This is a genomic window from Zwartia sp., from assembly GCF_049655405.1.
Taxonomy (GTDB): Bacteria; Pseudomonadota; Gammaproteobacteria; order Burkholderiales; family Burkholderiaceae_B; genus Zwartia.
In genome coordinates this window covers 179,138-204,422 of the sequence record NZ_JBASJR010000008.1, presented here as the reverse complement: position 1 = coordinate 204,422, position 25,285 = coordinate 179,138, and the positions used below count along the sequence as shown (strand labels likewise).

The 25,285-nt window shown below is 50.4% G+C and carries 28 protein-coding genes; 20 read left to right on the top strand and 8 right to left on the bottom strand.

What is annotated here, in order from left to right; all coding sequences use genetic code 11:
- Nucleotides 1–176: 176 nt before the first annotated feature.
- Nucleotides 177–1,043: a hypothetical protein gene (locus WBJ47_RS04945; RefSeq protein WP_422245972.1), complete on the top strand. Its 867-nt coding sequence runs from the start codon at nucleotides 177–179 to the stop codon at nucleotides 1,041–1,043.
- A gap of 6 nt (nucleotides 1,044–1,049) precedes the next feature.
- On the opposite strand, the gene WBJ47_RS04940 is transcribed toward WBJ47_RS04945, so the two are convergent.
- Together WBJ47_RS04940 and WBJ47_RS04935 are read right to left on the bottom strand one after the other, a co-directional pair.
- A complete protein-coding gene (locus WBJ47_RS04940) occupies nucleotides 1,050–2,240 on the bottom strand; it encodes an acyltransferase family protein (protein WP_422245974.1) in 1,191 nt (396 codons plus the stop codon).
- Between the two features lie 34 nt (nucleotides 2,241–2,274).
- A complete protein-coding gene (locus WBJ47_RS04935; RefSeq protein WP_422245975.1) occupies nucleotides 2,275–3,255 on the bottom strand; it encodes a glycosyltransferase family 2 protein in 981 nt (326 codons plus the stop codon).
- 132 nt (nucleotides 3,256–3,387) lie between these two features.
- Here WBJ47_RS04935 and WBJ47_RS04930 point away from each other — a divergent pair, with 132 nt between their 5' ends.
- Complete coding sequence (locus WBJ47_RS04930; RefSeq protein ID WP_422245977.1) at nucleotides 3,388–4,251, top strand: class I SAM-dependent methyltransferase; 864 nt, start codon at nucleotides 3,388–3,390, stop codon at nucleotides 4,249–4,251.
- Between the two features lie 7 nt (nucleotides 4,252–4,258).
- On the opposite strand, the gene WBJ47_RS04925 is transcribed toward WBJ47_RS04930, so the two are convergent.
- The 3 genes from WBJ47_RS04925 to rfbB all read right to left on the bottom strand — a co-directional run bounded on the left by WBJ47_RS04925 (nucleotide 4,259) and on the right by rfbB (nucleotide 8,495).
- Complete coding sequence (locus WBJ47_RS04925; protein WP_422245979.1) at nucleotides 4,259–6,109, bottom strand: hypothetical protein; 1,851 nt, start codon at nucleotides 6,107–6,109, stop codon at nucleotides 4,259–4,261.
- 116 nt (nucleotides 6,110–6,225) lie between these two features.
- Nucleotides 6,226–7,410 carry a hypothetical protein gene (locus tag WBJ47_RS04920; protein WP_424585622.1) on the bottom strand — a complete coding sequence of 395 codons (1,185 nt, stop codon included), beginning with the start codon at nucleotides 7,408–7,410 and terminating at the stop codon, nucleotides 6,226–6,228.
- Nucleotides 7,411–7,421: 11 nt separating this feature from the next.
- Nucleotides 7,422–8,495 (bottom strand): dTDP-glucose 4,6-dehydratase, encoded by a 1,074-nt coding sequence (gene rfbB, locus WBJ47_RS04915; RefSeq protein WP_422245982.1) that lies wholly within the window; start codon nucleotides 8,493–8,495, stop codon nucleotides 7,422–7,424.
- A gap of 86 nt (nucleotides 8,496–8,581) precedes the next feature.
- Between rfbB and WBJ47_RS04910 the strand changes: the two genes are divergently transcribed.
- From WBJ47_RS04910 to WBJ47_RS04850, 13 genes are all read left to right on the top strand, one after another.
- On the top strand, nucleotides 8,582–9,937 hold the full coding sequence (locus WBJ47_RS04910; protein ID WP_422246078.1) for a leucine-rich repeat-containing protein kinase family protein: 1,356 nt from the start codon (nucleotides 8,582–8,584) through the stop codon (nucleotides 9,935–9,937).
- Nucleotides 9,938–10,075: 138 nt separating this feature from the next.
- Complete coding sequence (locus tag WBJ47_RS04905; protein ID WP_422245984.1) at nucleotides 10,076–11,254, top strand: CaiB/BaiF CoA transferase family protein; 1,179 nt, start codon at nucleotides 10,076–10,078, stop codon at nucleotides 11,252–11,254.
- Complete coding sequence (locus tag WBJ47_RS04900) at nucleotides 11,238–12,077, top strand: FadR/GntR family transcriptional regulator (RefSeq protein WP_422245986.1); 840 nt, start codon at nucleotides 11,238–11,240, stop codon at nucleotides 12,075–12,077. Before WBJ47_RS04905 ends, WBJ47_RS04900 begins: the two co-directional genes overlap by 17 nt.
- Before the next feature lie 2 nt (nucleotides 12,078–12,079).
- Nucleotides 12,080–12,895, top strand: a complete 816-nt coding sequence (locus tag WBJ47_RS04895; protein WP_422245988.1) for an enoyl-CoA hydratase — start codon at nucleotides 12,080–12,082, stop codon at nucleotides 12,893–12,895.
- 115 nt (nucleotides 12,896–13,010) lie between these two features.
- Nucleotides 13,011–13,385: a type II toxin-antitoxin system RelE/ParE family toxin gene (locus WBJ47_RS04890; protein WP_422245989.1), complete on the top strand. Its 375-nt coding sequence runs from the start codon at nucleotides 13,011–13,013 to the stop codon at nucleotides 13,383–13,385.
- A complete protein-coding gene (locus tag WBJ47_RS04885) occupies nucleotides 13,378–13,695 on the top strand; it encodes a helix-turn-helix domain-containing protein (RefSeq protein WP_422245991.1) in 318 nt (105 codons plus the stop codon). Before WBJ47_RS04890 ends, WBJ47_RS04885 begins: the two co-directional genes overlap by 8 nt.
- Nucleotides 13,696–13,753: 58 nt before the next feature.
- Nucleotides 13,754–14,518, top strand: coding sequence for a sulfite exporter TauE/SafE family protein (locus tag WBJ47_RS04880; protein ID WP_422245992.1), 765 nt, complete (start codon nucleotides 13,754–13,756; stop codon nucleotides 14,516–14,518).
- Nucleotides 14,519–14,538: 20 nt separating this feature from the next.
- Complete coding sequence (rfbD, locus tag WBJ47_RS04875) at nucleotides 14,539–15,462, top strand: dTDP-4-dehydrorhamnose reductase (protein WP_422245995.1); 924 nt, start codon at nucleotides 14,539–14,541, stop codon at nucleotides 15,460–15,462.
- 102 nt (nucleotides 15,463–15,564) lie between these two features.
- On the top strand, nucleotides 15,565–15,846 hold the full coding sequence (locus WBJ47_RS04870) for a hypothetical protein (RefSeq protein WP_422245996.1): 282 nt from the start codon (nucleotides 15,565–15,567) through the stop codon (nucleotides 15,844–15,846).
- Nucleotides 15,846–16,262 (top strand): type II toxin-antitoxin system PemK/MazF family toxin, encoded by a 417-nt coding sequence (locus WBJ47_RS04865; protein WP_422245998.1) that lies wholly within the window; start codon nucleotides 15,846–15,848, stop codon nucleotides 16,260–16,262. The genes WBJ47_RS04870 and WBJ47_RS04865 overlap by 1 nt, the downstream gene beginning before the upstream one ends.
- 13 nt (nucleotides 16,263–16,275) lie before the next feature.
- Nucleotides 16,276–16,476 (top strand): hypothetical protein, encoded by a 201-nt coding sequence (locus WBJ47_RS04860; protein ID WP_422246000.1) that lies wholly within the window; start codon nucleotides 16,276–16,278, stop codon nucleotides 16,474–16,476.
- Nucleotides 16,466–17,431: a lipopolysaccharide heptosyltransferase I gene (waaC, locus tag WBJ47_RS04855; RefSeq protein WP_422246002.1), complete on the top strand. Its 966-nt coding sequence runs from the start codon at nucleotides 16,466–16,468 to the stop codon at nucleotides 17,429–17,431. The genes WBJ47_RS04860 and waaC overlap by 11 nt, the downstream gene beginning before the upstream one ends.
- Before the next feature lie 9 nt (nucleotides 17,432–17,440).
- Nucleotides 17,441–18,940, top strand: a complete 1,500-nt coding sequence (locus WBJ47_RS04850; RefSeq protein ID WP_422246004.1) for a 3-deoxy-D-manno-octulosonic acid transferase — start codon at nucleotides 17,441–17,443, stop codon at nucleotides 18,938–18,940.
- Here the strand turns inward: WBJ47_RS04850 and WBJ47_RS04845 are convergent.
- The 3 genes from WBJ47_RS04845 to WBJ47_RS04835 are packed head-to-tail and all read right to left on the bottom strand — an operon-like array spanning nucleotide 18,891 to nucleotide 20,776.
- Nucleotides 18,891–19,064: a hypothetical protein gene (locus WBJ47_RS04845; RefSeq protein ID WP_422246006.1), complete on the bottom strand. Its 174-nt coding sequence runs from the start codon at nucleotides 19,062–19,064 to the stop codon at nucleotides 18,891–18,893. The genes WBJ47_RS04850 and WBJ47_RS04845 overlap by 50 nt on opposite strands.
- Before the next feature lie 45 nt (nucleotides 19,065–19,109).
- The gene (locus WBJ47_RS04840; RefSeq protein ID WP_422246008.1) at nucleotides 19,110–19,886 is read right to left on the bottom strand and encodes a type III pantothenate kinase; all 777 of its coding nucleotides are present in this window, start codon (nucleotides 19,884–19,886) and stop codon (nucleotides 19,110–19,112) included.
- Nucleotides 19,883–20,776 (bottom strand): biotin--[acetyl-CoA-carboxylase] ligase, encoded by an 894-nt coding sequence (locus WBJ47_RS04835; protein WP_422246010.1) that lies wholly within the window; start codon nucleotides 20,774–20,776, stop codon nucleotides 19,883–19,885. The genes WBJ47_RS04840 and WBJ47_RS04835 overlap by 4 nt, the downstream gene beginning before the upstream one ends.
- 204 nt (nucleotides 20,777–20,980) lie before the next feature.
- On the opposite strand from WBJ47_RS04835, the gene WBJ47_RS04830 reads away from it, so the two are divergent.
- From WBJ47_RS04830 to WBJ47_RS04810, 5 genes are all read left to right on the top strand, one after another.
- Nucleotides 20,981–22,063 carry an MlaE family ABC transporter permease gene (locus WBJ47_RS04830; protein ID WP_422246080.1) on the top strand — a complete coding sequence of 361 codons (1,083 nt, stop codon included), beginning with the start codon at nucleotides 20,981–20,983 and terminating at the stop codon, nucleotides 22,061–22,063.
- Nucleotides 22,064–22,065: 2 nt separating this feature from the next.
- Entirely contained in the window at nucleotides 22,066–22,914 is an 849-nt protein-coding gene (locus tag WBJ47_RS04825) for an ABC transporter ATP-binding protein (protein WP_422246012.1), read from the top strand.
- On the top strand, nucleotides 22,901–23,857 hold the full coding sequence (locus WBJ47_RS04820; protein ID WP_422246014.1) for an MlaD family protein: 957 nt from the start codon (nucleotides 22,901–22,903) through the stop codon (nucleotides 23,855–23,857). Before WBJ47_RS04825 ends, WBJ47_RS04820 begins: the two co-directional genes overlap by 14 nt.
- A gap of 10 nt (nucleotides 23,858–23,867) precedes the next feature.
- Nucleotides 23,868–24,503 (top strand): ABC-type transport auxiliary lipoprotein family protein, encoded by a 636-nt coding sequence (locus WBJ47_RS04815; RefSeq protein WP_422246015.1) that lies wholly within the window; start codon nucleotides 23,868–23,870, stop codon nucleotides 24,501–24,503.
- Nucleotides 24,504–24,567: 64 nt separating this feature from the next.
- Complete coding sequence (locus WBJ47_RS04810; protein ID WP_422246017.1) at nucleotides 24,568–25,212, top strand: alpha/beta hydrolase; 645 nt, start codon at nucleotides 24,568–24,570, stop codon at nucleotides 25,210–25,212.
- Nucleotides 25,213–25,285 lie beyond the last annotated feature (73 nt).

The following is a 25,285-nucleotide window of genomic DNA, read 5'->3' as shown; positions in this document are numbered from 1 at the left end:
TAGATTGTAGCGATGTTTACATCGGAAACTACTAATCCTAAACCCTTTGACGCGAGCACTGCGGCGACTACTTAACGCTACAATTTGGGCACTTACAGTCTCGTACTTAATTACGCTCATACCATCTGCTGCAGTAACGGAATTCTTCGACCCTAACCATCTGCTAGTTTAAACAAATGTCACTTGCATACTTAAAAAAACTTAGTCAACCATACATTTGGAAGCGTATCTTCTACGAGCGCCTCTCTGAGCCAATTCATTTGAATATCATTGCGCTATTTGTTAGCCTTTTTGGTTCATATAGGACAAAAATTGACTTCGATCTGGTAATCAGGCCACAGCATGCATACTCTCTGTTAAGTGTCGCTGATCAAGCAAAAGCGCTTGGGTACGATCGAGTATCAATTTTCGAATTTGGCGTTGCCGCAGGTTCAGGATTGATTAATTTGCAAGAAATCGCAAAAAAAATAACAAAATCAACTGGCATTCATTTTGATATTTACGGTTTTGATACGGGTGCTGGCATGCCGCCGCCACAATCCTATAAAGACCATCCAGAGATATATCAAGCTGGCGACTTTCCGATGGATTTTGAGAAACTATCGCGCCTGCTAGATAACAACACAAAATTAGTTCTCGGACCTATTGCAGAGTCAATGAAGGCATTTCTCGAAAAAGATTTTTCTAAGGCACCAATAGGATTTGTTTCAATTGATGTGGACTACTACAGCTCTACCGTTGATGCTCTAAAACTATTAACGCACTCTGCAGATAATATGCTTCCTCAGGTCATGATTTATTTGGATGATCTGGAGTATCCCAGTCACAACTCATGGTGCGGAGAACAAGCTGCCATTCATGAGTTTACTGAGGAGCATCCAATGCGACCAATAGAAAAGCATCCTTTTCTCAGAAGTTACAGAATATTCAAAAATGCGCGATGGATTGACCACATGTATCAATGTCACGTTTTAGATCATGCAGTTCGCAATCAACTTACCCCAAGCCGCTCTAATATTGTATTGTCTAATCCATATTTATAAATAGATTCATCGGTTTAAAAAATAATGACCTAATCGAGTGGCAGGGATCTCGACCGTTCGAAATAATACATAGCCGATAAAAATGACTAACGGCGCTGTTAATCCGACAGCTACGACAAATCGTAATGTATTGTCTAAAGCCAGAAAGGCATGTTGATTAACTAGCCAATATACTATTGGTATAACAATCAATATATGGGATAAATAAACTGAATATGAGATATTGCCTAAAAATCTGAGTGGCTTAAGACTAAACAATTGGTTAAGAATAAACGACCTATTTAAAACTAGAATTATAAAAAGTGCATAACCCAAGATAACAGGTTTACTTAATGGAAGAATGCAAATCACACTCGCTAAAACTGTATATACATTAACCATTAAGCTAGGTTTTTCCAGCTGTCTATTGCGCAGCCAGACTGCGATCACCAGCCCCGCCATAAAAGCATTCAGCCGATAAACTATAAAACTAGGCTGGCCAAAATGTGCAATCGAACCTGGTGTTAAGTAATTTCCGAAAAGTGAGGGCGCATAAAAAGCAAGAACTGCTGTTAGTGCGGCTAGCAAAATGATATGAATTCGACCAAACATCAACAGCAGTGCTGGCATGATTAAATAAAACTGCATTTCCAGCGACAAACTCCAGTCAGGGAGTGGCGTTGATGACTCCATTCCAGGAACCGCCCCGAATGCAAAAGTGGTGTGCAAGAACAGCCATTTAAAATTGGAAAAGTCCCAAACGGTATGTGGGTTATAGCTACTTAAACCCTCCGCCCATGGGGGCGGAATCAACTTATGCGTTGCATCATGCATTTCTGCCAATACTGGCAAAAAACAAAAGCAAATGATGAGTAAGAAATAATAGAGTGGTGCGATGCGAAAAAAACGATTCGCATAAAAGGGGATCGCTATTTTGGTAAAACTAAAACTAAAAGTGTGCCTAAAACTGATAGCTGTTTTCCATGTATAAACCATTAGAAAACCTGACAAAATCATAAATAAGTCGACAGCCAGGGCATGCATGCCTAAAACATAGTTTTTAAAACCTACCGAATTAGCCAAATGCCCTAGGTAAACCCACATTGCAAGCAAGCCACGAAATCCATCCAGTGCCGATAAATGCGAGGGCATCTCAAGTTCATTTTTCTTATTATGACCAGTGTCTGATCTTTGAGTAATTGAGGATGGAGTGTTCATTAAAGAATGGCATGTAATCAAATTAAGTGCGTTACTACGTTCGTCTTCGCTTTAATCGATGAATGGGTCTGCGCGGGACAGAGGCAATATCGTAGCCAATAAAAGACAAAATAAGTTGCAAACCAATTAAGAGTGGCATCGCTGCGACCATGACCGTACCAGCCGATGCTGGTATGCCAACATCGGCTGATATTAACCATTGATAGCCACCGAATACAACACCAAAAAAGGTCAATAAAAATCCTAAAACAAGTTGAATAGAGGCGAGCGACAGGTCTCTCAGAAAATAGTTATAAAAAATTCTTTTACAGAAATTTTTAGTGTGTTTATACAGAAATTCGCCCATTATCTTGGATATTTTAAGATGGCTAGTTTCCTCGCCATACTTTGCATCCATTGGAACGTCAACGACCATGGCCCGAAGCGTATTTAGCCGAAATAACATATCAGTTTCAAAGAAATAACGTTTGCTAATTTTATGAAATGGAAGATGCTTACAGGCGTCTGCATGTATCGCGGTATACCCATTGGTGGGATCGAATAAATTCCAGTAGCCAGAGGATAACTTTGTAAGTAAGGACAAAACGGCATTGCCGAAAATTCTTACTCTAGGCATTGATCGGATCTTCTCCAAATCATAAAAGCGATTTCCCTTGGTGTAGTCGGCTTCACCAGAGATAATCGGCGCAATAAAATCCGGAATAAGTGCAGGATCCATCTGCCCGTCACCGTCAACCTTGATAATGATGTCTGCTTTATCTGCAAGTGCAGCCTGGTATCCGGCCATCACTGCGCCACCCACACCTTGATTGACTGGCTGATATAAAACGCGAACTCGAGGGTCGGTAATGAATGTCTCTACATACTTACCTGTTTCATCCGGGCAGGCATCATCCACTACGTAGATACCCCATACTGATTCAGGTATGCCATGAATGACTTCGCTGATATGCTGAGTAACCCGATAGGCAGGTATCACGACAGCCACTCGCCATTCGTCTTTATTCTCGAACACTAAACCTGACTCCAAGTCGTGGCGCTACTGCCTGTAAACGCCAGTTCAATTTAAGTAACTTAATAAATCAGAAAAAACTTAAAGGCCCATTATCTATTACATTAATAGATCTGTACATTTAAGAGCTTCTTCATGTTAGACAAAGCATGCCCGGTTTGCAAATCAGTCATGACAGCTGGCAATGAGCCTTGGCATTTTGTATGCAAGCGTTGTCATTATGAAATGGCAACACTCCTGCCGACCATCAATAAAACAGACCTGCACCGTCCGCTGGATGAGCTCTCGCGGGAGTCTGGTCTACGCACAGTAAGAAATATCAATTTCAAGACACTGTTGAATAGAATCTGCACGTTTACTTCTAACCATCACAAATTACTTGATGTGGGCTGCGCGCACGGCTGGTTTCTTGAGTTGGCCAAGAATCATTTCGATGTGCTTGGCATTGAACCTGATCAAACAATATTTAAACAAACTTTAAAGCTCGGCTTACCTATTAGGATGGGTTATTTTCCACAGATTTTAAGTACAGACGAAAAATTTGACGTCATTGTTTTTAATGATGTGATTGAACATATCCCAGATATTCAGTCAGTATTGTCTGCTTGCAATGACCATCTAAAGGATGATGGGTTGCTTGTATTAAATCTACCTGATAGCAATGGAGTGTTCTATCGCCTTTCAAAAATATTCAATTTCATCGGCATGAAAGGATTTTTCGAAAGAATGTGGCAAGTGGGGATGCCCTCACCACATATCCATTACTTTAATCAAAAAAACCTAGGGATTCTTCTTGCGAGCCAAGGCTTCGAAGTCAAAGACAAAGGTCGCCTAGAAACACTCAGCCTCGATGGTTTATATACGAGACTGACCTATGCGAATAAAAAAACAAGACCCATAGTCACAAGCTTAATCTATTGCCTAATCTTCATTGCCATGCCACTGCTGAAAATTCTGCCAAGTGACATCGCGTATGTCATTACACAAAAAAAGAAATAAACTCAATTTACTCAAGGCGGCTAAATGATTCAATTTTGCCATCAGTTCGGATTATCCTAAAAAGACTGGGTGATCCGTTTTTAGTACTATCTTTATCAAATAACGTGCCGCCAGATTGCCAAAGTTTTTCATCGCCACGATAAACCGCTATATATTGGTACCCATCTAAGAGACTTGGTAGATTGACATCACAAGACCAAACATCACCTTCAAAATATTTTTTTCCAATACTCCAACACCAAGACATCGAGCTTGTGTAGGGAAGCATGGCGTAATAAAACATGATTCTTTCTAAGCCATTAGAATTTTGCGCAATAAAATACACTTTTTCATTGGGTTGAATATACTTTTTGACTTTGTCAGCAAATGACTCCGTCCTTTGACGAAGCTGATAAGCTTCGCCGCCAGCCTCAATCACTTTAACTTCTTTAAAAAATACGCTTGGGACGAGTAAACATATAAACAATCCAACTGCAGCGTGTACAGTCACCAAGGACTTTGTTTTCAGTTCATCCATAGCACTGCACAGAAAAGCAAAAAGCAATAACATCCAAGCAAGGATATAACTAGAAAAATACCTTTCAAAGGATGCGAGTCTAATGCCTTCATACTCTGTAAAAAAAACAAGATAACTCAAAAAAAGTGAGGCAAGATAACCCAAGGCACCTACAAAAATTATCGATAGTGTAAAAACAAGTTTTGTTCGCAATATCCTGGGTTTAATTAAAACGACAGCCACACTTAAAAGAATAAAAATAATAAATAAAAACACTAAGGAAGGGCTAGCAATCGACCAACGATCTGTGATGCTTAAAAACCCAGGCTTAAAAACCCTAGTGAAAAATTCACTCGTTGTGAGGGATAAGCGCTTACTTAAAGCAGGTTCAGTAAAAATACTGAAATTTGGAATCACTACATCTCGCGTTGCTTGGATTGTTGCGACATACCAAGACCATGACTTTAAAACACCTATAGTCGCTGTAAAGCCGAGTAACGAGACGATCGTCGGGTAAAGTAATCTAGCTTTAAATGACTTGTCTAAGGATTGGTGTTCAAGAAAATAAGAAACATAGAAAACACCGAATGCAACAAGGGCTAACAGTATGGCTATTTCTTTGATTAATGCTAAGGCAGCAATGGAAATAAAAAATATCACTGCCGTAGTTATTTTCTTATTCTGATCATAGGCTAAAGCTAAACAGGCAGCAAAACATGCCCCCAACAATTGATCAGAATAAATTGTTGAATAACTATAATTAAAAAAATACAAAAATGATGTTGCGATAATGAAAGTGAAAGAGACATTTAGTGGTCCCCTCACAATTGAGCCGACTACACAAAGAATCGAAGACAAAACCCAAAACGTTTGTGCAAATAACACATTTTTTTCAGACCAAAATGTTTGTTTGACAAAGTAGTACTGAAATAACTGTTGAATGGGAGGATAAGATTTCAAAAAAATGGGGGAGTCGCTTTTGAACAATGCATTTGTTTCATATATTATTTTTGTACTGCTTGCCCAAAAAGAAAACTCATCCCATATTAAGAATTTAAAATCCTTAGCAACAGCAATATAAAAAATAATAAATGGAACAACAATCAGCACATCAGAATAGGGAATGTTTAAAGATTTTGGATTCTTTGCAGTTCTAATAATTTGTAAAATTGCTAAAAAGCATCCCAATGATGTGACAAATATCAAACCAAGGGAAAGCAAATCAAATAGTGCAAAAAAGAAGAGAACCAAGCTTACGGAACAGCAAAATATAAAAGGTGCTTTATAGCGACCAATTTCTGCTTGTTGACTAATGAAACTTATTAGTCCGAAACTAGATAAAAAGAGAAGAAAAGTTGACATAGTGAATTCGTTGGTTTCAGGTCCGAAGTGCAACTTTGATTATGTAGTTGTTTTGGTTAGGTGAGTTTCTGGAGTCTAATGCAGTGCGTTGTGTGACATGAATGTCTTGCATGACGTCACCCGCGACAAGCCTCCCCTGTAGAACAAATATATTGGGCAAGAAAAGTAGCACCTTGCATATTACCTGTCGCAGCGACAGGGTCATAGCGCCCTAGCTCAAGCAGTTTGCGCATCTCATCTACAAAGTCACCGCGATGCAAAACTTCGGTTGATATCTCAGTGCAATGAGCAACGACCTCAAGCCAGTCTGTTAGTGCTTTTGCTTCGGGCCAATCGCGACGTTCAACATACAAAACAGGGACACCAGCGGCAGCCGCTTCGACAAACATGCCATAACCAGGCTTGGTTAGGATTAAGTCGACGGAGGAAACTAAATCAGAGTAGCTCAGGCCGGTTTGGGTTTCTGAAATGACGTGTGGATGCTTAGATATTTGTGCAATTTTACCTGCCACTATGTAGTGAATCGGCTTGCCAAGCATATGAGTTGACCATTCATCGAGCTCGAGGTCGAAGGGCATCCCTCCCATTCCGACCAAAACAAACCAGACATCTCCGGTTACCTGTGTGTTAAAAGCTAGTGCTTCTCTGCGCATGATGCCCGGTGTGCAGACGGGGCCGATTGCACGCGTATTGGTGAGCGTTAGAATCGGCATACTAGGTGTAGGCAACAAGAAGCAGTCAGCCTGCTGATAAATCCCGCGTATCTCACGCACAATCTCTGCTCCCACGCGCGCAAGCTCTGGCGAAATAGCACGTGATGAAGCAGTATTTTCAAGAGCATTAGAAGTCGCCAGCAAAAGCGCATGCTCAAGAACATCGGCCCAGTTCAACGAGCAAAGCGCAACAGAAGGAATACCTACTTTTTTGGCAGCTGCGAGCGTTAAATAAGGAACGTCTGCCAAGACAAGATCGATCTTTTGTTCAAGCAGTTCCTCGGATAGGTGCTCAATCCTTTCGGGCATGGAGGCATGAAACTTTTGATAAGCAAGCAAGCTGGCGCTAAGATCGACCGTCAGTGCATCTCGCATCACCATGCCAAAGTCATCGGCGACGGGTTGTAAAACGTTGGGGTTGAGTATTCGCTTTTGAATTTGGTCGGCAGGAAAGGTTGCGCGAATAGTAAGACGTAAATTCGGGATCAGTTCGCGCAATTGATTGATGACGGGCGCTGCTTGCGATAGATGACCAAAGCCATGAGAGGATAAGGTAACTAAAAGATGGGGGCGGCGGGGTGATGACAAGATAAATGCGCCTAAACGTACTGCTTGCCCAGCCATTGACGATATTCCCCGCTGGTGACGCCTTCCACCCATTCGGGGTTGTCTAGATACCACTCCACCGTTTTTTTAATCCCGGTTGTAAATGTCTCTTGTGGCTTCCAGCCCAGTTCGCTTTCAATTTTTCTTGCATCGATCGCGTAGCGGCGATCATGTCCGGGACGATCTTTGACGTAGGTGATCTGCTCGGCGTATTTTTTACCATCCGCGCGAGGGCGCAGCGCATCAAGATGGGTACAAATTGTTTTGACGACATCGATATTGGCCATCTCGTTCCAGCCGCCAATGTTGTATGTTTCACCAACGCGACCTGCTTCCAGAACCCGTTCGATCGCGCGGCAGTGATCTTGCACAAATAACCAGTCACGAATTTGTTGTCCATCGCCATAAATCGGTAAGGGCTTGTCGTTTAGCGCATTCAGAATCACAAGCGGAATCAGCTTCTCGGGGAAGTGATAGGGCCCATAGTTGTTGCTGCAGTTGGTCGTCAGGACCGGCAGCCCATACGTATGATGCCAGGCGCGAACTAGATGATCGGACGATGCCTTGCTGGCGGCATACGGACTATTAGGCTCGTAAGGGTTCGTCTCATTAAAGGGAGGATCTTGAGTTCCTAGTGTGCCGTAGACTTCATCGGTCGACACATGCAGAAAGCGAAAGCTCGCCTGGTTCAGGTCCTCGCTGCTATCTGCGGCGGGTAGGGTGTACCAATAGGCGCGGACACACTCCAACAAGTTGAACGTACCGATCACATTGGTCTGGATAAATTCACCAGGCCCTAGAATGGAGCGGTCAACGTGGGACTCTGCAGCAAAATTGAGCACGGCGCGAGGTTTGTATGTCGAGAGCAAGTCAGAGACGAGTGTTTGATCGCCGATATCGCCCTGCACAAAGATATGACGCTTGTCGTGTGCCAGCGAGGATAGGTTGTCGACATTGCCGGCATAGGTCAGCTTGTCCAGATTAACGATAGGCTCGTCATGGCTTGAAAGCCAGGTGTGGACAAAATTACTGCCAATAAAGCCTGCGCAGCCGGTGACAAGAATCATGTCGTGTACTCAAAAGGTCAATGGATGGCCAAATTGTAGGGCATGAGGCGGGGGCTTGAGTCGGAGATTTGTTACTCTTTAACGCTATGAATGCACCGATCCAGACACTTGAGCAGTTCAGAGAGGAATCCCGAGCGGGGCGCTTGGCGGGCAGGACTCAACTAAAGTTGTCCTGCAACCTAAAAGACTTCCCTCCCGAAATCTTCGACCTAGCCGACACCCTAGAAATCCTGGACCTCTCAGGCAACGCCTTATCCTCTCTCCCCGATCGTCTGCCCGAGCTACGCAAATTAAAAATCCTGTTTTGCTCTGATAACCACTTTACCGAGCTGCCTCGCGTACTGGGTCAATGTAAAGCCTTGAGCATGATCGGGTTTAGAAGCAACAACATCCGCCATTTTTCGCCTGAGGCTTTACCGCCCTTGCTGCGCTGGCTGATCCTGACCGGCAACCAGCTTGCTGAATTGCCGTCAGAGCTTGGTCATCGCCCGCATCTGCAAAAACTAATGGTGGCGGGTAATCGCTTGCAGACGCTGCCTAAAGAACTGGGCAACTGTAAAAATCTGGAGCTGATCCGAATCGCAGCAAATAGGTTTGAAGCCTTGCCTGAGGTCTTGTTTCAATTGCCGCGCTTGGCTTGGCTGAGTTATTCCGGCAATCCCTTTTGTTCAAGCGATGAGCAAACCGCCTTGCAAGATACGCCGGTCAAACCCATCCCTTGGTCTTCTTTGTCGTTGCAACAAAAGCTTGGCGAAGGCGCCTCGGGTGTGATTTATCAAGCGTCCTGGCAAGCTGATCACTCGATCTCGGTCGCAGTCAAAGTATTCAAAGGTGAGCTCACGAGCGATGGCCTGCCGATCAGCGAAATGGCGGCTTGCATGCGGGCCGGCAGCCATTCAAACTTGATCACCGTGCTCGGCAAGATAGAGGGACATCCCGAAAACGCGAATGGTTTGGTGATGTCATTAGTCGAGGCAAACTATCGCAATTTGGCCGGCCCACCAAGTTTTTCCTCTTGTACGCGCGATGTGTACGCAGACAACTTGCGCTTGAGCCTTTCTGAGGTCCTGAGCATCGCCTCCGGTATCGCCAGTGTTGCTCAGCAAGTGCACGCAAAGGGCATCATGCACGGTGATTTGTACGCGCACAACATCCTGTTGGGCCAAAATGGACATGCCTTGCTAGGTGATTTTGGTGCGGCGTGTTTTAAGCCTACCGATGCTGCGTACAGTCTCGCGCTTGAAAAGATCGAAGTGCGTGCCTTTGGCTATTTGCTTGAAGAATTGCTTGAGCGCTGCGAGGGTGAGGCAACGACGGGGGCGACCTTGACGAACATTACGACCCTGACCCGTTTAACTGCCTTGCGTGATGTTTGCCTGCACACAGACGCCACCCAACGACCTGTTTTTACAGAGGTCGTGGCAAGAATCCAGTCAGTATAAGAAACGTGCGGTGAAGCGGATTGCAGCCTAAACCATGTCAAAGACATGGTCATTAAAACGGCTTGATCATTTTCTTGTAAGATGTCCAACATCTAAAAATCGCAATCAAAATTGCACTCGTCTGCACCGGAGACCTCAATGCCCAAGCTACCCCTCAGCCGCTTCACAGTGCTGGATCTGACGCGCGTGCGCTCAGGTCCCGCTGCGGTCCGTCAACTCGGAGACTGGGGTGCCAATGTCATCAAGATCGAAGAGCCGGGCGATATGCCGGACGACAAGCCGGGCGGCTCAGCGCAGTTTGCGGACTACCAAAATACGCACCGTAACAAACGCAGCATCACCATTAACTTAAAGCATCCCAAGGGCAAGGCTTTGTTCATGGAGATGGTCAAGCAGGCGGATGTGGTGATTGAAAACTATCGCCCCGACGTGAAATTTAAGCTCGGGATCGACTACGAGTCACTGCGCAAGGTCAATCCACGCATTATTCTCGCCAGCGTCTCTGGCTTTGGCCAAGATGGTCCGTACAAGGATCGTCCCGGCCTGGATCAGATCGCACAGGGCATTGGCGGCATCATGTCGGTGACAGGTGAGCCCGGTCGTGGTCCGATGCGTGCCGGCATTCCGGTGGCGGATCTGACCTCGGGATTATTTTGTGCCATCGGGACCTTAGTCGCGCTGCTCGAGCGCGAGGAGTCCGGCGAAGGCCAGTGGGTACAGTCCTCGCTCTTGCAGGCTCAGGTCTGGATGATGGATTTTCAGATCATGCGTTGGCTGATGAACAAGGAAATCCCGGGACAGAGTGGCAACGACCATCCCACCAGCTCGCCAACAGGGGTGTATACGACTTCGGATGGCTATATCAATATCGCCGCCATGGGTACGGAAATGTACGTGCGTCTGGCTAATGTGCTGGGCTTGCCAGAGCTGATCGAAGATCCTCGGTTTAAGACCCTCCAGCTGCGCGCCAAGAATCGCCCTGAGCTCAACGCTGCCATTAATGCGCGGACGAAACAGGAAAACACGGAATTTTGGATTGATTTGCTCAACAAGGAAGGCGTGCCTTGTGGTCCGATCAAGAATGTTCAGCAAACCATGGAAGATCCACAAGTCGTGCATCTAGGGATGGCTAAAAAGCTCCAGCATCCGAAGCTTGGCGAAATTAGTGTAGTGGGTCAGCCCGTCATCATGAGCCGCTCTAAACGAGAGGTGTTTGTGGCAGCCCCAGATCGTGGCGAGCACAACAAAGAAGTGTTCGCCGAGTTTGGCATTAGTGCGGCTCACATCGAAGAGCTCGCCCGTGAAGGTGCAATTTAAGTTGGATAAGCCAGGCATCACAACAACGGTCTACACGGCCCGCAGGCAACAGACGACCAGTCGTCGGGGTGCAAGCGCCAAGGTAGCCTCGGTCGTATCCTCTTCAACGGCTTCGGCGTTTGATAGTCTGGGACGCCCAGAAAATCTCCCGGACGAGATTGCCCAGCAATTACGTACCCGCATTTTGAACGAAAGCTTGGCTCCCGGTCAGCGTTTGCCGACCGAGCAAGAGCTCGGCGCGCAGTTTGGCGTCAGTCGCAATGTGGTGCGCGAAGCCATCGCACGACTCAAGCTCACGGGTTTGGTCGAGACGCGTCATGGGGTGGGTACCTTTGTCTGTGCGGATATTGCACTACGTCCGTTTGAAGTGTCGCATGATGATTTGCTGGACTTGTCACAGCTGATCCATGTGCATCAGCTGCGGATTGAGATCGAGTCAGGGGCGGCAGCCTTGGCGGCAACGCATCGCACTGCGGCGCAGCTCGAATCACTTCGCCAGTCGCTCAAGCGTCTGGAGCAACATGCAGAGGATTGGGAGGCAGCAGCGCACACGTCGGTAGATTTTCATCTGGCGGTTGCACATTGCGCCAACAACCCTTACTTTGTGCGCATCATGGGTCACTTGAGTCATGTGATCCATCACGCTGTGCGCACGTTTAGATTTAGAACGATTGGCACGACCCGCGTGGAAGAAATTGAGAACGAGCACGAGATCATTGTCGAGGCAATCGCTCGGCGTGACTCGGCAGGCGCTCGCCTCGCCATGCGGACACATTTAGAAACCGCTATGGCACGTTATCGAACATTACTTGGAGACCTTTAAAAATGACGACTACCAGATTGTTGCAAGGCGAAATCACAGACAGCTTGATCATCGAGAAAAGAGGGGCTGTGGGTTGGATTACGTTTAATGATCCAGCAAAACACAACGCGATGTCCTACGACATGTGGGCGGCTTTGCCCGGCATCATCAAGATGTTTGAAAACGATGACGACATCCGCGCAGTCGTCTTGACGGGCGCAGGCGGCAAGTCCTTTGTCAGCGGCGCTAACATTTCTCAGTTTGAAAAACTGCGTACTGCTGCAGATGCGGTTGCTGAGTATGAGCGCGTCGGCGAAGAAGCCCAGGGCTCGATCTATAACTGCTCCAAGCCAGTGATTGGTCGTATTGACGGCTATTGCATCGGTGGCGGTTTGAACTTGTCTTTGTGTTGCGATATCCGTATCGCTTCAGATGCCAGCTCGTTCGCGATCCCCGCCGGTCGTCTGGGTCTGGGCTATCGCCTGACTGCGATCCGCAATCTGGTCAGCACCGTCGGTGCGCCACAGGCACTGGACATTATGTTGTCTGCACAGCGCTTTACTGCACAAGAAGCTAAAGCCAAAGGCCTGATTCAGCACCTCGTGCCAGTCGCTGAGCTGGACAAGGCAGTGGATGACTATCTGGCTAAAGTCGTCGCAAACGCACCGATCACGCTGCGCGCCGGTAAAAAAGCGATTCGCGAATTTCAGAAAGTGCCCCCACACGTCGACGTTGAAGGCATCAAGCAGATGGTCTTGGCATGTTTCGCCAGCGACGACTATCAGGAAGGCAAGCGTGCATTTGCTGAGAAGCGTGCGCCGGTGTTCCGCAACAAGTAATACTGCTATGTGTCTCTAACGAGAGTTAGAAGAGTCACTAAATACTTCAATAAGATGTAACCCATTGTATCACACAAGGTGTGATACAATGGGTTTGTCTTTGAGGTAGCTTGGTTTGCGAGTTTTTAAAAATGCGTGGTTCGAGCGTTTCGCTCGAAAAGAGAAGATCTCGGCTGAATCCCTTTTGGATGCTGTGGAGCGTGCGGAAAAAGGTTTGATTGATGCAGACCTTGGCGGCGGAGTAATAAAGCAGCGAATTGCGCGTCCTGGTGCTGGTAAGTCTGGCGGCTACCGCAGTATTGTGATTTACAGGCAGGGCAAAAAGGCATTTTTTGTCTTCGGTTTCCCCAAAAGCAACCTTGGCAACATCCGTGATGATGAGGTGGAGCAGTTCAAGAATGCTGCAAAGTCAATCCTAGCGCTGTCAGACAACCAAATTCGAAAATTGATTGAAAGCGGTCAATTTGAAGAGGTAACGACAAATGGTTAAAAAATATCGTAGTGAAGCTTTCGCCGCCGTCCATGAAACGATGGAGGCCTTGCACGAAATCGATGCAATTGACAAGCAGACGATGCGCGAGTTTGATGAGGCATGCTTATCGCCAGTGCATGCCCTCGCTCCAGACGAGATAAAGGCCATCCGAATGCGCGAGCATATTTCACAGCCTGTTTTTGCGCGGTATCTCAATGTTTCAAGAAACCTTGTCTCAGACTGGGAACGCGGCGTTAAAAAGCCAGGTGGCCCTGCCTTACGATTGCTCACGGTGATCCAGAAAAAAGGGCTTGAGGCCATCGCATGACATTTAGTTGCACCCAATATTTCAACTGCACTGTAATCGGTGCTTCTAAAGAGCTCTAATGGTTTTAGATCTGTGGCATCAGCTGTTCCCTTCGATCCCTATTTTTATTTTGATGTGTATGACGGTGTTGTTGGCCGGGACCATCCGTTCTTTTACGGGATTTGGCGGCGGGCTGGTACTCGCGCCATTTTTCAGTTTCTTTATGTCACCCGCCGATCTGGTTGTGGTGGTGTTGTTACTCAATTTTGTAACGTCGGTGCAGTCGCTCCCTGAGACATGGAAGACCACGCCTTGGCCAGTGGTCTGGTCCTTGATCGTACCCTCCTTGGTCGGCGTGCCGCTTGGAGTCTGGTTGATCGAGGTGCTCGACCCTATGATGATTCGCCGTGTGATTGGTTGCACGGTGGCGATTTTGGCTGCGATCATGCTGGTGGGCTGGACCTATAACGGCCCGCGTGGTCGCTTGCAGGCATGGTTTGTGGGCGTGACCTCGGGCGCCTTGACAGCGTTGGCAGGCGTTGGAGGCCCTCCCTTAGTCGTGTATCTGCTGAGTGACAAGTCCCTCAGCCCTCAGGTCGTGCGTGCATTTTTTATGATGTTTTTTGCCATCGCCCAAATCGCAACGCTCACCTTCTTTGTCTTTAAAGACTTGGTCAACTTTTCTCAGATTGTGTATACGGTCTCGTTTATCCCGGTCTATATCGTCTCGACTCTGCTAGGGACGTACTTGTTTCACAAGGCTTTAAAGAGCAGTGCGCATTTGATTAGACGGCTCTCGTTGTGGTTTTTATTGGTGGTGGGAGTGGCGACGCTGGCGGTGTGATGGTGCATAATTCATCCGTCATGAAACACAAAATCCTCTTAATTGGTGGCAATGGTCAGGTCGGTCATGCCCTAAAAACCTCCCTGGAATCACTCGGCGAGGTGATAGTTTGCACCCGCACGGAGTTAGATCTAAGTTTGGCAGGAGTTGGCTCTGTTGCCCACTGTCCAATTTCAGCACTTTTCTCTCGCGTCAAACCAAGCATTATCGTCAACGGAACGGCCTACACCGCTGTCGATCGCGCCGAAACTGAGACTGAGCTCGCACATACGATCAATGCTGTCGCGCCTGGGCTACTTGCCAAGGCCGCGCATGCAGTGGGGGCGTGCATGGTGCATTACTCCACGGATTATGTGTATGCCGGGACGAAAAAGTCACCCTATATTGAGACGGACGAGACGCAGCCATTGTCTGCGTATGGCCGTAGCAAGCTCGCGGGTGAGCGTGCCGTTGCTGAGGCCTGTCCCCGGCATTTGATCTTCCGAACAAGCTGGGTCGTTGGCGCACATGGCGGTAATTTTTTAAAGACCATGCTCAAGCTTGCGCAAGAACGCGACGCGTTGAGAGTAGTGGCCGATCAGGTTGGCGCGCCTACCGCAGCGGTTTTAATTGCCGAAACAACGACGCAGATTTTGAATGTGATGGCAGCACAATCCGCAGACGATCCGCGCTGGGGTGTCTATCACCTGACAGCGGGTGGGGTGACCAATTGGCATGTCTATGCGAGCTATGTGATTGCGCAGGCGCGCGCTGCGGGTTGGCCGATCAAGGTCGCGGATGAAGCGATTGCGGCGATTCGTACTGAGGATTATCCGGTCGCAGCGACTCGACCGATGAATTCTTGTTTGGATACCACCAAGATACGTGCGGTGTTTGGTGTGAGTTTGCCAGATTGGCGGGTGGGCGTGGATGGAGTGTTGGCGGCGCTAAAGCGAAGTGAGTAAGTTTAAGTTTTAGGTTTCAGGTTTCTAAAATTGACTTTTCCTAGAAAGATTGATATCTTTTAGATATCTAATAATGTTGTATAAAAAGTTCGGAGAAACTCTATGAAAACAACAGCTTCTCAAATTGCTTTTAGGTATCGCACTCAAGACAGCGCAACGGGGGTTACTCGTGCGACAGCCAAACGTTTGGCTGAAACCTTGGGTGTGGACGAAACACAGGTAATTCACATGGCCCTTCACGAACTTGCAACTAAATTTTTACCTCAATACGAAGCTGACGAGGGAGCATTAACCAAAACTCAGCTGAACCAGATAAAAAAATCTGCGCCAAAACCCAAGGGCGGAAAAGTTCTTACCAGCTTGTTCGATTTGGAAAGTTTGTAATGCGTTGGTGGTCAGCGCCGACTGCAGGGGAGATTGTTTGGTGTCACTTCCCCGATGCCATTAACCATAAACCAAAAGCAAGACCAAGTCTGATCATTACAACAAAAGAAGATGATCTTGGACAGATATACGTAACGGTTGCTTATGGAACAAGCCAAAAGTTAAATAGACTTTTTAGTGGCGAGTTTCAAATTACCAAAGCTGAACATCCCGCGGCATATATAAGTGCTGGCCTGAGCTACGATACAAAATTTGATTTTCGAAATACCCTTGAATTGCCGTTTAACGATGTCTATTTTTCCGTGCCGGCAATGGCTCCATTTGGTCAAAACCCTCAGCTAGGCATTCTGCACCCAAGCATGACTAGGATTGCGGCAGCAGCTTTTTCTGCAGCAAGAAAAAACCTAACCATTTAATGGTGCTAAGCATATGAAAAATAGACATTCAGGTAGTAGTCTTGATGAGTGGCTTAAAGATGAGGGGTTACTTGAAGATGTATCAGCTGAAGCAATGAGGCGCGTCTTTATTTGGAAAAAGGTTCGACCAGTTAAAAGCGATAGATCAATCAATACTCAATGGCTGAATGCACTCAGTCTAAAAGGCAGCCAGACTAGCCCCCATGACCACTAAAATCCTCATCGTTCGCACTTCCTCGCTTGGCGACTTGATCCATATGTTGCCTGCGATCTCTGACATCGCGCGGCATGTGCCGGATGCCCAGATCGACTGGTTGGTGGAGGATAGTTTTGCGCAGATTCCTGCGTGGCATCCTGCTGTCAACGAGGTGATTCGCGTGGCGCATCGGCGTTGGCGCAAATCCTGGTGGTCTGCCGAGGTGCGTGCGGCACGCCGCGCGTTGGAGCTCGATCTGCGTGCGCGTCATTACGATATCGTGTTGGATATGCAAGCGCTGTTGAAATCTGTCTGGCTCACGCGCATGGCGTCTGGTACCAAACACGGTCTTGGCTTTACTTCTGCCCGTGAGCCGCTCGCGTCATTCTTTTATGACGTGCGACATCGTGTGAAATTTTGGCAACCAGCGGTGACGCGTCAACGAGAATTGGCGGCGGCAACGTTTGGTTACACCTACGAGGGCGAACCTGACTTTGGTTTGCACGCCTTCGAGGACGAGGCACGGGTATTACGTACGCACGAGGTTGCCTATGCCGTGATCATGCCCTCGGCCAGTCGTGACGACAAGCTCTGGCCGGTCGAGGATTGGCATGCGGTGTTTGATCGTTTGGCTGAGCAGGGTTTGCAGCTCAAGATCCTCTCTGGCAATGACGCTGAGATGCGCCGGGCCCAGGAGCTGGTCGCTGGGCGCTCTAATGCTCTCGTCTTGCCGCGGATGGATTTGACTGAAGCGGCCCGTTGTTTGGCGGGGTCGAAACTGATGGTCGGTCTGGATAGTGGATTAACGCATCTCTCGGCGGCCTTAGGCCGTCCCACAATTGGCATCTACAAGGCGTCAACACCCGTGAGAACACCTCTGGTTGGTGCTGGTTTTACCGCAAGTTTGGGTGATCGGGGAAATTCTCCCCCGCGAGACGTAGTTTTAGGTGCATTGAACGACGCTCTGCGCTAGTATCTCGGCATGGCACAACAGGCGTATACCCTCCTTTTGCGATTGCTGTCCCCCCTGATCTGGGGATGGATGTATTGGCGTGCGCGGCGCGCGGGTGGTGATTGGCAGATTTTCTCGGCTGATCGCTTTGGTTCCTATGCGCTCCCTTGGGACGGCGAAGCGCCGGTCTGGGTGCATGCGGTGAGCTTGGGCGAGACGCGTGCGGCGCAGTCTTTGATTGTGTCTTTATTGTCTCGCGGTGATCGCGTATTGTTGACGCACACGACCCCGACAGGGCGTGCCGAGGGCGCAAAGTTATTTGCAGCCGAAATCGCGACAGGTCAGTTGCGTCAGCAATGGCTGCCCTATGATTTTCCGGGTGCGACGCGCCGGTTTTTCAAGCACTATCGGCCTAGACTTGGTATTTTGATTGAGCGTGAGGTCTGGCCCAATCTGTTGGATCAAGCCCAAGCGGCGGATGTGCCGATGATTTTGGCGAGTGCGCGTTTTTCCGAGCGCGCCCAGGGCCATGTGCGGCGCATTGATCAGTTGTTCTTAAGCTTGATGCGCGATACGTATGCCAGTATCGATCTGGTGCTCGCGCAAACCGAAGACGATGCCCGCAGGTTGTTTGAAGTCGGAGCTTCTAACGTCCAGATCGTTGGAAACCTAAAGTTTGATGTGGTGCTGCCGATCGTGGCGGTCGATGCGGGGCGCGCTTGGCGTGAACGCCTGACACGTCCCGTGATCTCGATTGCGAGCACGCGAGAGGGTGAAGATGCGATGTTTGTGTCGGCGATCAAGCATCAGCTGACACATCCTGAGGTGATGCCGGAGGACTTGTCTGCGCACGCAGTGCATTTTGATCCGATCTTGACGCCGATGCCCGTTGCGCAAGCGGAGCCCGCTGCTGCGGTGTCTCCTGCAATGTCTGTCACGCCTCCTGCGCCTGCACCATACCCCCTTCCTGCGTCACCACCCCCTCTATTTTTCTTGATCCCCCGTCACCCTCAGCGTTTCGACGAGGCCGCTGCTCTGTTAGAACAGTCGGGCATACGCTATGTGCGGTGGTCGGATATTCGTCACAACACGCATGCGGATCGCGAGTTGTCGGATGTCCGAGTCGTGCTGGGTGATACCTTGGGTGAAATGCCGTTCTTTTACGCGGCCAGTGATGTGGCGATTGTGGCGGGTAGTTTCGCGCCACACGGTGGACAAAATCTGATCGAGGCGTGTGCCATGGGTACGCCTGTGATCGTGGGACCTTTTGCGCGTAATTTTGCGGATGCGGTACAGGGTGCGGTCGCGGCCGGTGCGGCGATTCAGATTCAACGCTCGGAGCTTGTGGACCCTGCTTTGCGTGCGGTGGCCACGGCACTCAGCTGGCTCAAGGAGCCCGAGGCGCTCAGCGAGCGTGGTCGTTTAGGTCGGGAGTGGGTAGGGCTGCATACGGGCGCGACGGCGCGTATTGTGCAACATCTCAACGACTTTGAAGTTGCACGGGACCAAGCTTTGCAGCGTCTGCGTTAAGCGGGATAGGCAGTCGATTGGTCGCAGTACGGCCGGCCTCCGCGCGCGGCGTGCCAAACCAGCCTTGGCCAACACCAAAGACACCAAGGTTAATCAACAGCAAAATAATAAAAATCGCTCTCATGCGGGACCCCTTATGGGCGCACTGTAATAGGTGAAAGTAGCGGAGTCAAACTTGAGCGCTCTGTAACACTCTCGCCAGTCCGTCCAGCACGGGGTGTGCGATAAATTTGATGTCGAGCGGTGACAGCATGCGGCGAACTTCTTTTTCAACTTCGGGCCAGCCGCCGCCGCTGACACACAGCGTGGGTGCGACACCAAAGCGTTGGCGAGTGATTTCGCATTGCCGCCAGACGGCACCGGTTTGCGCCGCCACAACGCCTGTGGCGATGGCTTGCAAGGTGTGCGTGGGATAGTCCGAGCCCACACCACTCGCCAAGGGTAAGTTAGCAGTGCCTTGGGCCAGCGACTGTCGCATCAGTGCCGGACCGGGCAGGATCAGGCCGCCTTCAAAGCGTTTTTCCGGACTGAGGGTGTCGATCGTCGTCGCAGTGCCAAAGGTCGCCAACACCAAAGGGGGGTGCGCCTTAGGAAAATGACCGGCGACACCGAGGAGTGCCGCCCAGCGATCGGCTCCAAGCTGTTCTGGCTTGTCGTAACCGTTTTGAACGTCCAGCTGTATGGCTGAAGGCGGGTTCCAGCTCAGCTGGCAGCTGGCGGCCTGGAAGACCTCGACCAGCATCTCTGCCACCACGCTCCCTGCGACATTGACCCCCATGGCCGCGCGCGGCTGCACCGGCAGGCTAACCAGCCACTTGCGCAAGCGCTCAGGAAGCTGCGCCAAGGGATTGAGTGCGATCGCATGGACAGCGGCCTCTCGCCCAAGGCTTGGGTGATACCAACCGAGTTTGAGGCGACTGTTGCCAACGTCCAGCAAAACGATCATGGTGTCCCTTTAAATGGGTGCGCGGGGCGAATCGACACATCGCCGACCAGCACGGGTACTAAGCCTGTTTCCGTCATCACGCGCAGGCGACCAAGCGGATCGGTCCCTTGCGCGATGCCTTGATGGAGAATCTTGCCCTGGTCCATCACTTGCACGGATTGTCCGGCTAGTGCGTCGACTATATCAAAGGAATGTGTAAAAGCTGTGTAACCGTTTGTTGCATAGTCTTGCAGGGCCTGTTGCCACGTCTGGGCAATGTGGGCGACCAGTTGCGCAGGGTGAAGGGAGCGATTGCATGCTTGTTCGATCTGACCCAGATCCGCAATCTCTCGACCGAGTTGCGCGCTCAGCGCTGCCGCACCGCGCAGATTGAGTCCCATGCCCACGACCACGGTGGAGGAGGGGGCGGTTTCAATCAACAGTCCGGCGAGTTTGGCACCATGCCACTGCAAATCGTTGGGCCACTTCAGGTTGAGGGGGGTGAGTGGCGAGATGTCAGTCTGATTGCCCTGTGGCGCAAATAAGGATCGCAGCGCGAGGCAGGTCGACACACCGAGCGCGGGCGCAATGCCAGGCAGCTGTGCCAAGGGAATATCTGTCGCAAAAGCGCAGGAAAACATCAGTGTGGAGCCTGCTTCGTTGGCCCAAGGGCGACCGGCACGGCCTTTGCCGGCAGTTTGCAGGTGCGCGCCCAGGAGCCAAGGGCGAGGGGGTGTGGGTTGTTGCGCTCTGCTCAGTTGCGCGCGTAAGGACAGATCGGCATTGGTCGAGCCGGTGCTGCTGACCCAATCGATTGCGCCAAAGCTCGGCAGGGCCTCGGCCAGTCTCCCAAGAAAGTCCTCGGGGCTTGGAAATTTGTAGCTCGGGTGGTCGTGGGGGGAAATGCGCATCACCTGATTTTACGGGGTGAATTATGATGGTGGAAATCAGTCTAAATGAAAGTCGCATTTTTTGACGGATTCAAGGGCTTAATGGCATTGACACCTCCACCCGCATCACCCCAGATGTCCACACCTGCAGCGCGCTCGGCTAACAGTGCGGCGACCGGTAGCACGTCCAGCACGTCCAGCACATCCAGCGCTTCGTTCGTGAAGATGGAAGGCGGGCGTTGTGTGTTGACGGGGGACTGGAATGTGCAGGCCTTGGCAGTCAAAGGCGAGGTCGGCCGGCGCAGAAAATCTCTCTCGGCGGCTCAGGCTGCAACGGCCTGGGATCTTTCTGGGATTGGTTTGCTGGATGCCGTAGGCGCGCAGCTACTCTGGACGCAGTGGAAACAAAAGATCCCTGCTGGCACGGCACTGACACCAGGTCAGCAGGCCCTGTTTGATATTTTGGCCGAACACCCCTTAGAAAAAGTTCCTCCCGCCCCTCCAGCCGATTGGTTGGCGTGGGTACTCGCCATTGGGGCTGGATTGTTCGTCATCGCGGAGCATGGTCGCAAGTTGTTGCTCTTGCTTGGCGGCTTTGTGCTGGATTTTGCCAAGCTTTTGCGCCACCCGCTGCGCGGACCTTGGCGAGAGATTTCTGCGCAGGTCTATCGTGTGGGCACACAGGCCCTGGGTATTACTGCATTAGTCGGATTTTTGATTGGCGTCGTCTTGTCCTATTTGTCGGCACAACAACTGGCTGTGTTTGGTGCAGGTCAGTTCATCGTCAAGTTGCTGGGGATCGCCACGGTGCGCGAGTTGGGCCCCGTACTGGCTGCGATTTTGGTGGCGGGACGGTCTGGCTCCTCCATCACGGCGCAGATTGGTGTGATGCGCGTGACGCAAGAGCTCGACGCCATGGAAGTCATGGGGATTTCTCATGGTCAACGCCTGATTTTGCCGCGTGTGATTGCGCTGGCTATCGCGATGCCGTTACTGGTCTTGTGGACTGATGCGGTTGCTTTGCTGGGTGGGATGTTGGCCGCAAAATGGCAGCTTGGTTTGTCGATTCAATGGTTTTTTAGCGAGCTGCCAGACGCTGTGGGTTTCACCAATTACAAGATCAGTTTGATCAAAGGCGTGACCTTTGGTGCTTGGATTGCGTTGATCGCCTGCCATTTTGGCTTGCGGATTGAGCCGAATACGGAGAGTTTGGGACGCGGCACGACAGCCTCGGTGGTGACGGCCATTACGGGTGTGATTTTGATTGATGCGTTATATGCCATCCTCTTTAACGAGATGGGGATTTGAGCATGGACGCACCTGTGGTCGATCCCAACATTGCGAATCCTGAAGTGACGGATATCACGGTGTCGCCCATTATCGAGGTGGACAACCTGACCACGGCCTTTGGGACGCATGTCGTCCATCAGGATTTAAATTTAAATATTTACCCCAAGGAAATTCTTGCCCTGGTGGGTGGCTCGGGTTCGGGCAAGACGACCCTATTGCGACAGATCTTGGGTTTGGATCGTCCAAAAGCGGGGGTGGTGAGCGTGTTTGGTCGGCCGGTGCACGACTATGTTGGTGCAGAACGCGTGGCGCTGACACACCGTTGGGGAATGTTGTTTCAAGCTGGGGCACTGTTTTCTGCTTTGCCTGTGTTTGACAATATCGCGCTGCCTTTGCGCGAGATGCATAATTTGCCTGAGGATTTGATCCGCGAGGTCGTATTGATGCGGCTGAGCTGGATGGGCATGACAGCGCGCGACGCTGCGTTGATGCCTTCGGATTTATCGGGAGGCATGATTAAACGTGTGGCCTTGGCGCGCGCTTTGGCGCTCGATCCTGAGTTGCTGTTTCTCGATGAGCCGACGGCCGGCCTCGATCCACAGCGCTCGGATGAGTTTGTCGAATTGATACGAGCCTTGCACCGTGAATTGGGTTTTACGGTCGTGATGGTGACGCACGATCTCGATACGATTGCCGCATTGTCCACGCGTGTGGCGGTGTTGGCGGAAAAGAAAGTGTTAGTCGAAGGCACGCTGGAGGAGGTGATGAAAGTCAAACATCCCTTCCTCGACGCGTTCTTCCATGGCGAACGCGCGGTGCGTGCGTTTGGCGTGAACAATCCTAAGGAAATGAATCATGGAAAACCGTAGTCATGCCCTCCTGGCGGGACTATTTACGCTGCTGCTGGTGATTGCGGCCGCTATTACGGCCGTTTGGGTCAGTAAACAAAATCTGCCGCGTATCCCCTACGAGCTCATTGCCACCTCGCCAGTCACTGGCTTGACCGTGCAATCGCAGGTCCGCTATCAGGGCGTGCCGGTGGGAAGCGTAGAGTCTCTGCGCTTTGTGCCTGAAAAGCCTGGCAAGGTACTGATTTTGATTGGCATTGATCCGAAAACGCCGATCACAGAAGCGACCTGGGCAGAGATTGTGATCGCGGGTGTGACGGGAATTTCAAACGTTGAGCTTCGTGATGACGGTACTTCGACGACGCGTCTGGTGTCTTCGGCTGCCAATATGCAGCAAATTCCGATCCGACCTAACTTTTTAGATCGTTTAATCGCCCAGGCTTCAGCAATGGCGCCAGCTGTGGAAGGTTTGTTGGTGCATATTCAAAAAATCGCCAGCGATGAAAATATCGAAGCGTTGGGTGCGACGTTGCACAACGTGGCATCTTTGTCCGATCAGCTCAAGCGTTCGGTGGTGTTGCTTGAGCCCGGGCTTGCCAAGGTGCCGGCGCTGATTGATGGGCTGACGGTCACAGGCAAACGTGTCGATGAGGCCATGGTCGATTTTCGTAAGCTGACGATCTCTGCACAGAAAACGCTTGATGGCTTTAACGCGCCTGGTGGCGCAATGGTTCAGTTGACGCGCAGCCTCAAGGATATCCGCGAAGCGGTCGCACAGCTGCGGGTGTCAACGCTGCCAGACGTATCAATGTTGTCGCTCAGCGCGATCGATGCGTCACAAGCGCTGACACAAACAGCACGTCAATTAGGACAGTCACCCCAGTCGCTGATTTTTGGTCCACCACGTTCAGTGGCGGGGCCCGGTGAGCCAGGGTTTGCAGGTTTTGGCGCGGCACGGCGCTAAGGATATTAAGATGATGAAGATGACTTTTGTAACGACGGTGACGACGATTCGGTTGGCTGTCGCAGCAGCTATTGTTAGTGTGCTGACGGCTTGCGCCCTGGGCGATAGTGCAACGGCACCGAAACAGCTTGATTTGGGAGCGGGGGCGCCCGTGGCGGGGACTGCGACTGCCTTTCCGGAAATGCCTCCAATTGCCGTGCCACCGGCCAACTCTTCCTCTCTGTTGACTGAGACGATGGTGGTGTGGCGGGTCGGCGATCAGGGGCAGCCCCAAGGCTATACAACCTATCGCTGGGTGGCGCCACCCGCGCGTTTGGTGACACAACGTATTGTGGATCGCCTGTCCTTGCAAGGCGCGGTGCTGCAGCAAAGCATTGGTGGCGAGGTGCCGCAACTGCGTTTAAATCTCCAGCGGTTTGAACAAACGTTTTCCACCGATGGTGCCACTAGTCAGGCACAGCTGACACTGCAAGCCGTCTTGATGCGTGGGTCTGAGGTAGTCGGCCAGCGTTTGATCAATATTCGCGTGCCTGCGGCGACACAAGATGCCCCGGGCGGGGCCTTGGCGTTGCGCACTGCAACCGATCAGGCGGCTGAACAAGTGGCACAATGGCTCACAAGTTTGCGCGGGACAACAAAGCGCTAAGTCTGCGCGTGATTCAGTTCGACGCGCGTGAGAAGTTTCTTATTTAATTTTTAAACATTGATTTATGCCTGCTCACACAGAAAATACGAGTTTTGATGGCCTGGCTGGCATCATTGATTGCGCAATCGATTGGCCCGAGGGCGTGCCCACGGGTTGGGCACTGATTTTGCATCCCAATCCTTCCCAAGGCGGCACACGTGACAACAAGGTCGTGACCACGTTGTCACGTGCCTGTGTGCAGCAAGGTCTGGTGGCCTTGCGCCCGAATTTTCGTGGGATCGGTGCCTCAGGTGGTAGTTTTGATCATGGCAAAGGTGAGCTTCAAGACATGGCGGCGCTGGTCGAACAGTTTCGTGTGCGCTACCCCGAGCTCGCAGCCAAGCCCTGGGTGCTGGGAGGATTTTCCTTTGGCACCTCGATTGGGGTTCAACTGTATGCACAATGGGAAAAGTTAGAAAAAAACCTGCCTAATATTGTCATTTTGACGGGTTCGGCGGCCCTACGGTTTCGGCATAGCGAAGCCAAGGCGCCTGAGGACGCGTTGGTCATCCATGGTGAGCTCGATGAGGTCGTGCCGCTCTCTGAAGTCATGGAGTGGGCGCGTCCGATTGGCATGCCTGTGGTCGTGATTCCCGATGCGGGGCATTTCTTTCACGGCAAATTACTCGTGTTACGCCAATTGGTGCAGACGCGCCTGAAAGCTTTATAAGTTTAAGTTTGCTTTGTAAATATCGTTTCAGCCGCGGTCTGTGCTGAGTGCTCAAGCCTATAATAGAGCTGTT

Bases quoted from the DNA above. Each gene is read 5' to 3' on its own strand.
- WBJ47_RS04945 (WP_422245972.1), top strand. From the start codon at position 177: ATGTCACTTGCATACTTAAAAAAACTTAGTCAACCATACATTTGGAAG.
- WBJ47_RS04940 (WP_422245974.1), bottom strand. From the start codon at position 2,240: ATGAACACTCCATCCTCAATTACTCAAAGATCAGACACTGGTCATAAT.
- WBJ47_RS04930 (WP_422245977.1), top strand. From the start codon at position 3,388: ATGTTAGACAAAGCATGCCCGGTTTGCAAATCAGTCATGACAGCTGGC.
- WBJ47_RS04925 (WP_422245979.1), bottom strand. From the start codon at position 6,109: ATGTCAACTTTTCTTCTCTTTTTATCTAGTTTCGGACTAATAAGTTTC.
- rfbB (WP_422245982.1), bottom strand. From the start codon at position 8,495: ATGATTCTTGTCACCGGCTGCGCAGGCTTTATTGGCAGTAATTTTGTC.
- WBJ47_RS04910 (WP_422246078.1), top strand. From the start codon at position 8,582: ATGAATGCACCGATCCAGACACTTGAGCAGTTCAGAGAGGAATCCCGA.
- WBJ47_RS04905 (WP_422245984.1), top strand. From the start codon at position 10,076: ATGCCCAAGCTACCCCTCAGCCGCTTCACAGTGCTGGATCTGACGCGC.
- WBJ47_RS04895 (WP_422245988.1), top strand. From the start codon at position 12,080: ATGACGACTACCAGATTGTTGCAAGGCGAAATCACAGACAGCTTGATC.
- WBJ47_RS04885 (WP_422245991.1), top strand. From the start codon at position 13,378: ATGGTTAAAAAATATCGTAGTGAAGCTTTCGCCGCCGTCCATGAAACG.
- WBJ47_RS04880 (WP_422245992.1), top strand. From the start codon at position 13,754: ATGGTTTTAGATCTGTGGCATCAGCTGTTCCCTTCGATCCCTATTTTT.
- rfbD (WP_422245995.1), top strand. From the start codon at position 14,539: ATGAAACACAAAATCCTCTTAATTGGTGGCAATGGTCAGGTCGGTCAT.
- WBJ47_RS04870 (WP_422245996.1), top strand. From the start codon at position 15,565: ATGAAAACAACAGCTTCTCAAATTGCTTTTAGGTATCGCACTCAAGAC.
- WBJ47_RS04865 (WP_422245998.1), top strand. From the start codon at position 15,846: ATGCGTTGGTGGTCAGCGCCGACTGCAGGGGAGATTGTTTGGTGTCAC.
- WBJ47_RS04860 (WP_422246000.1), top strand. From the start codon at position 16,276: ATGAAAAATAGACATTCAGGTAGTAGTCTTGATGAGTGGCTTAAAGAT.
- waaC (WP_422246002.1), top strand. From the start codon at position 16,466: ATGACCACTAAAATCCTCATCGTTCGCACTTCCTCGCTTGGCGACTTG.
- WBJ47_RS04850 (WP_422246004.1), top strand. From the start codon at position 17,441: ATGGCACAACAGGCGTATACCCTCCTTTTGCGATTGCTGTCCCCCCTG.
- WBJ47_RS04845 (WP_422246006.1), bottom strand. From the start codon at position 19,064: ATGAGAGCGATTTTTATTATTTTGCTGTTGATTAACCTTGGTGTCTTT.
- WBJ47_RS04840 (WP_422246008.1), bottom strand. From the start codon at position 19,886: ATGATCGTTTTGCTGGACGTTGGCAACAGTCGCCTCAAACTCGGTTGG.
- WBJ47_RS04835 (WP_422246010.1), bottom strand. From the start codon at position 20,776: ATGCGCATTTCCCCCCACGACCACCCGAGCTACAAATTTCCAAGCCCC.
- WBJ47_RS04830 (WP_422246080.1), top strand. From the start codon at position 20,981: ATGGAAGGCGGGCGTTGTGTGTTGACGGGGGACTGGAATGTGCAGGCC.
- WBJ47_RS04825 (WP_422246012.1), top strand. From the start codon at position 22,066: ATGGACGCACCTGTGGTCGATCCCAACATTGCGAATCCTGAAGTGACG.
- WBJ47_RS04820 (WP_422246014.1), top strand. From the start codon at position 22,901: ATGGAAAACCGTAGTCATGCCCTCCTGGCGGGACTATTTACGCTGCTG.
- WBJ47_RS04815 (WP_422246015.1), top strand. From the start codon at position 23,868: ATGATGAAGATGACTTTTGTAACGACGGTGACGACGATTCGGTTGGCT.
- WBJ47_RS04810 (WP_422246017.1), top strand. From the start codon at position 24,568: ATGCCTGCTCACACAGAAAATACGAGTTTTGATGGCCTGGCTGGCATC.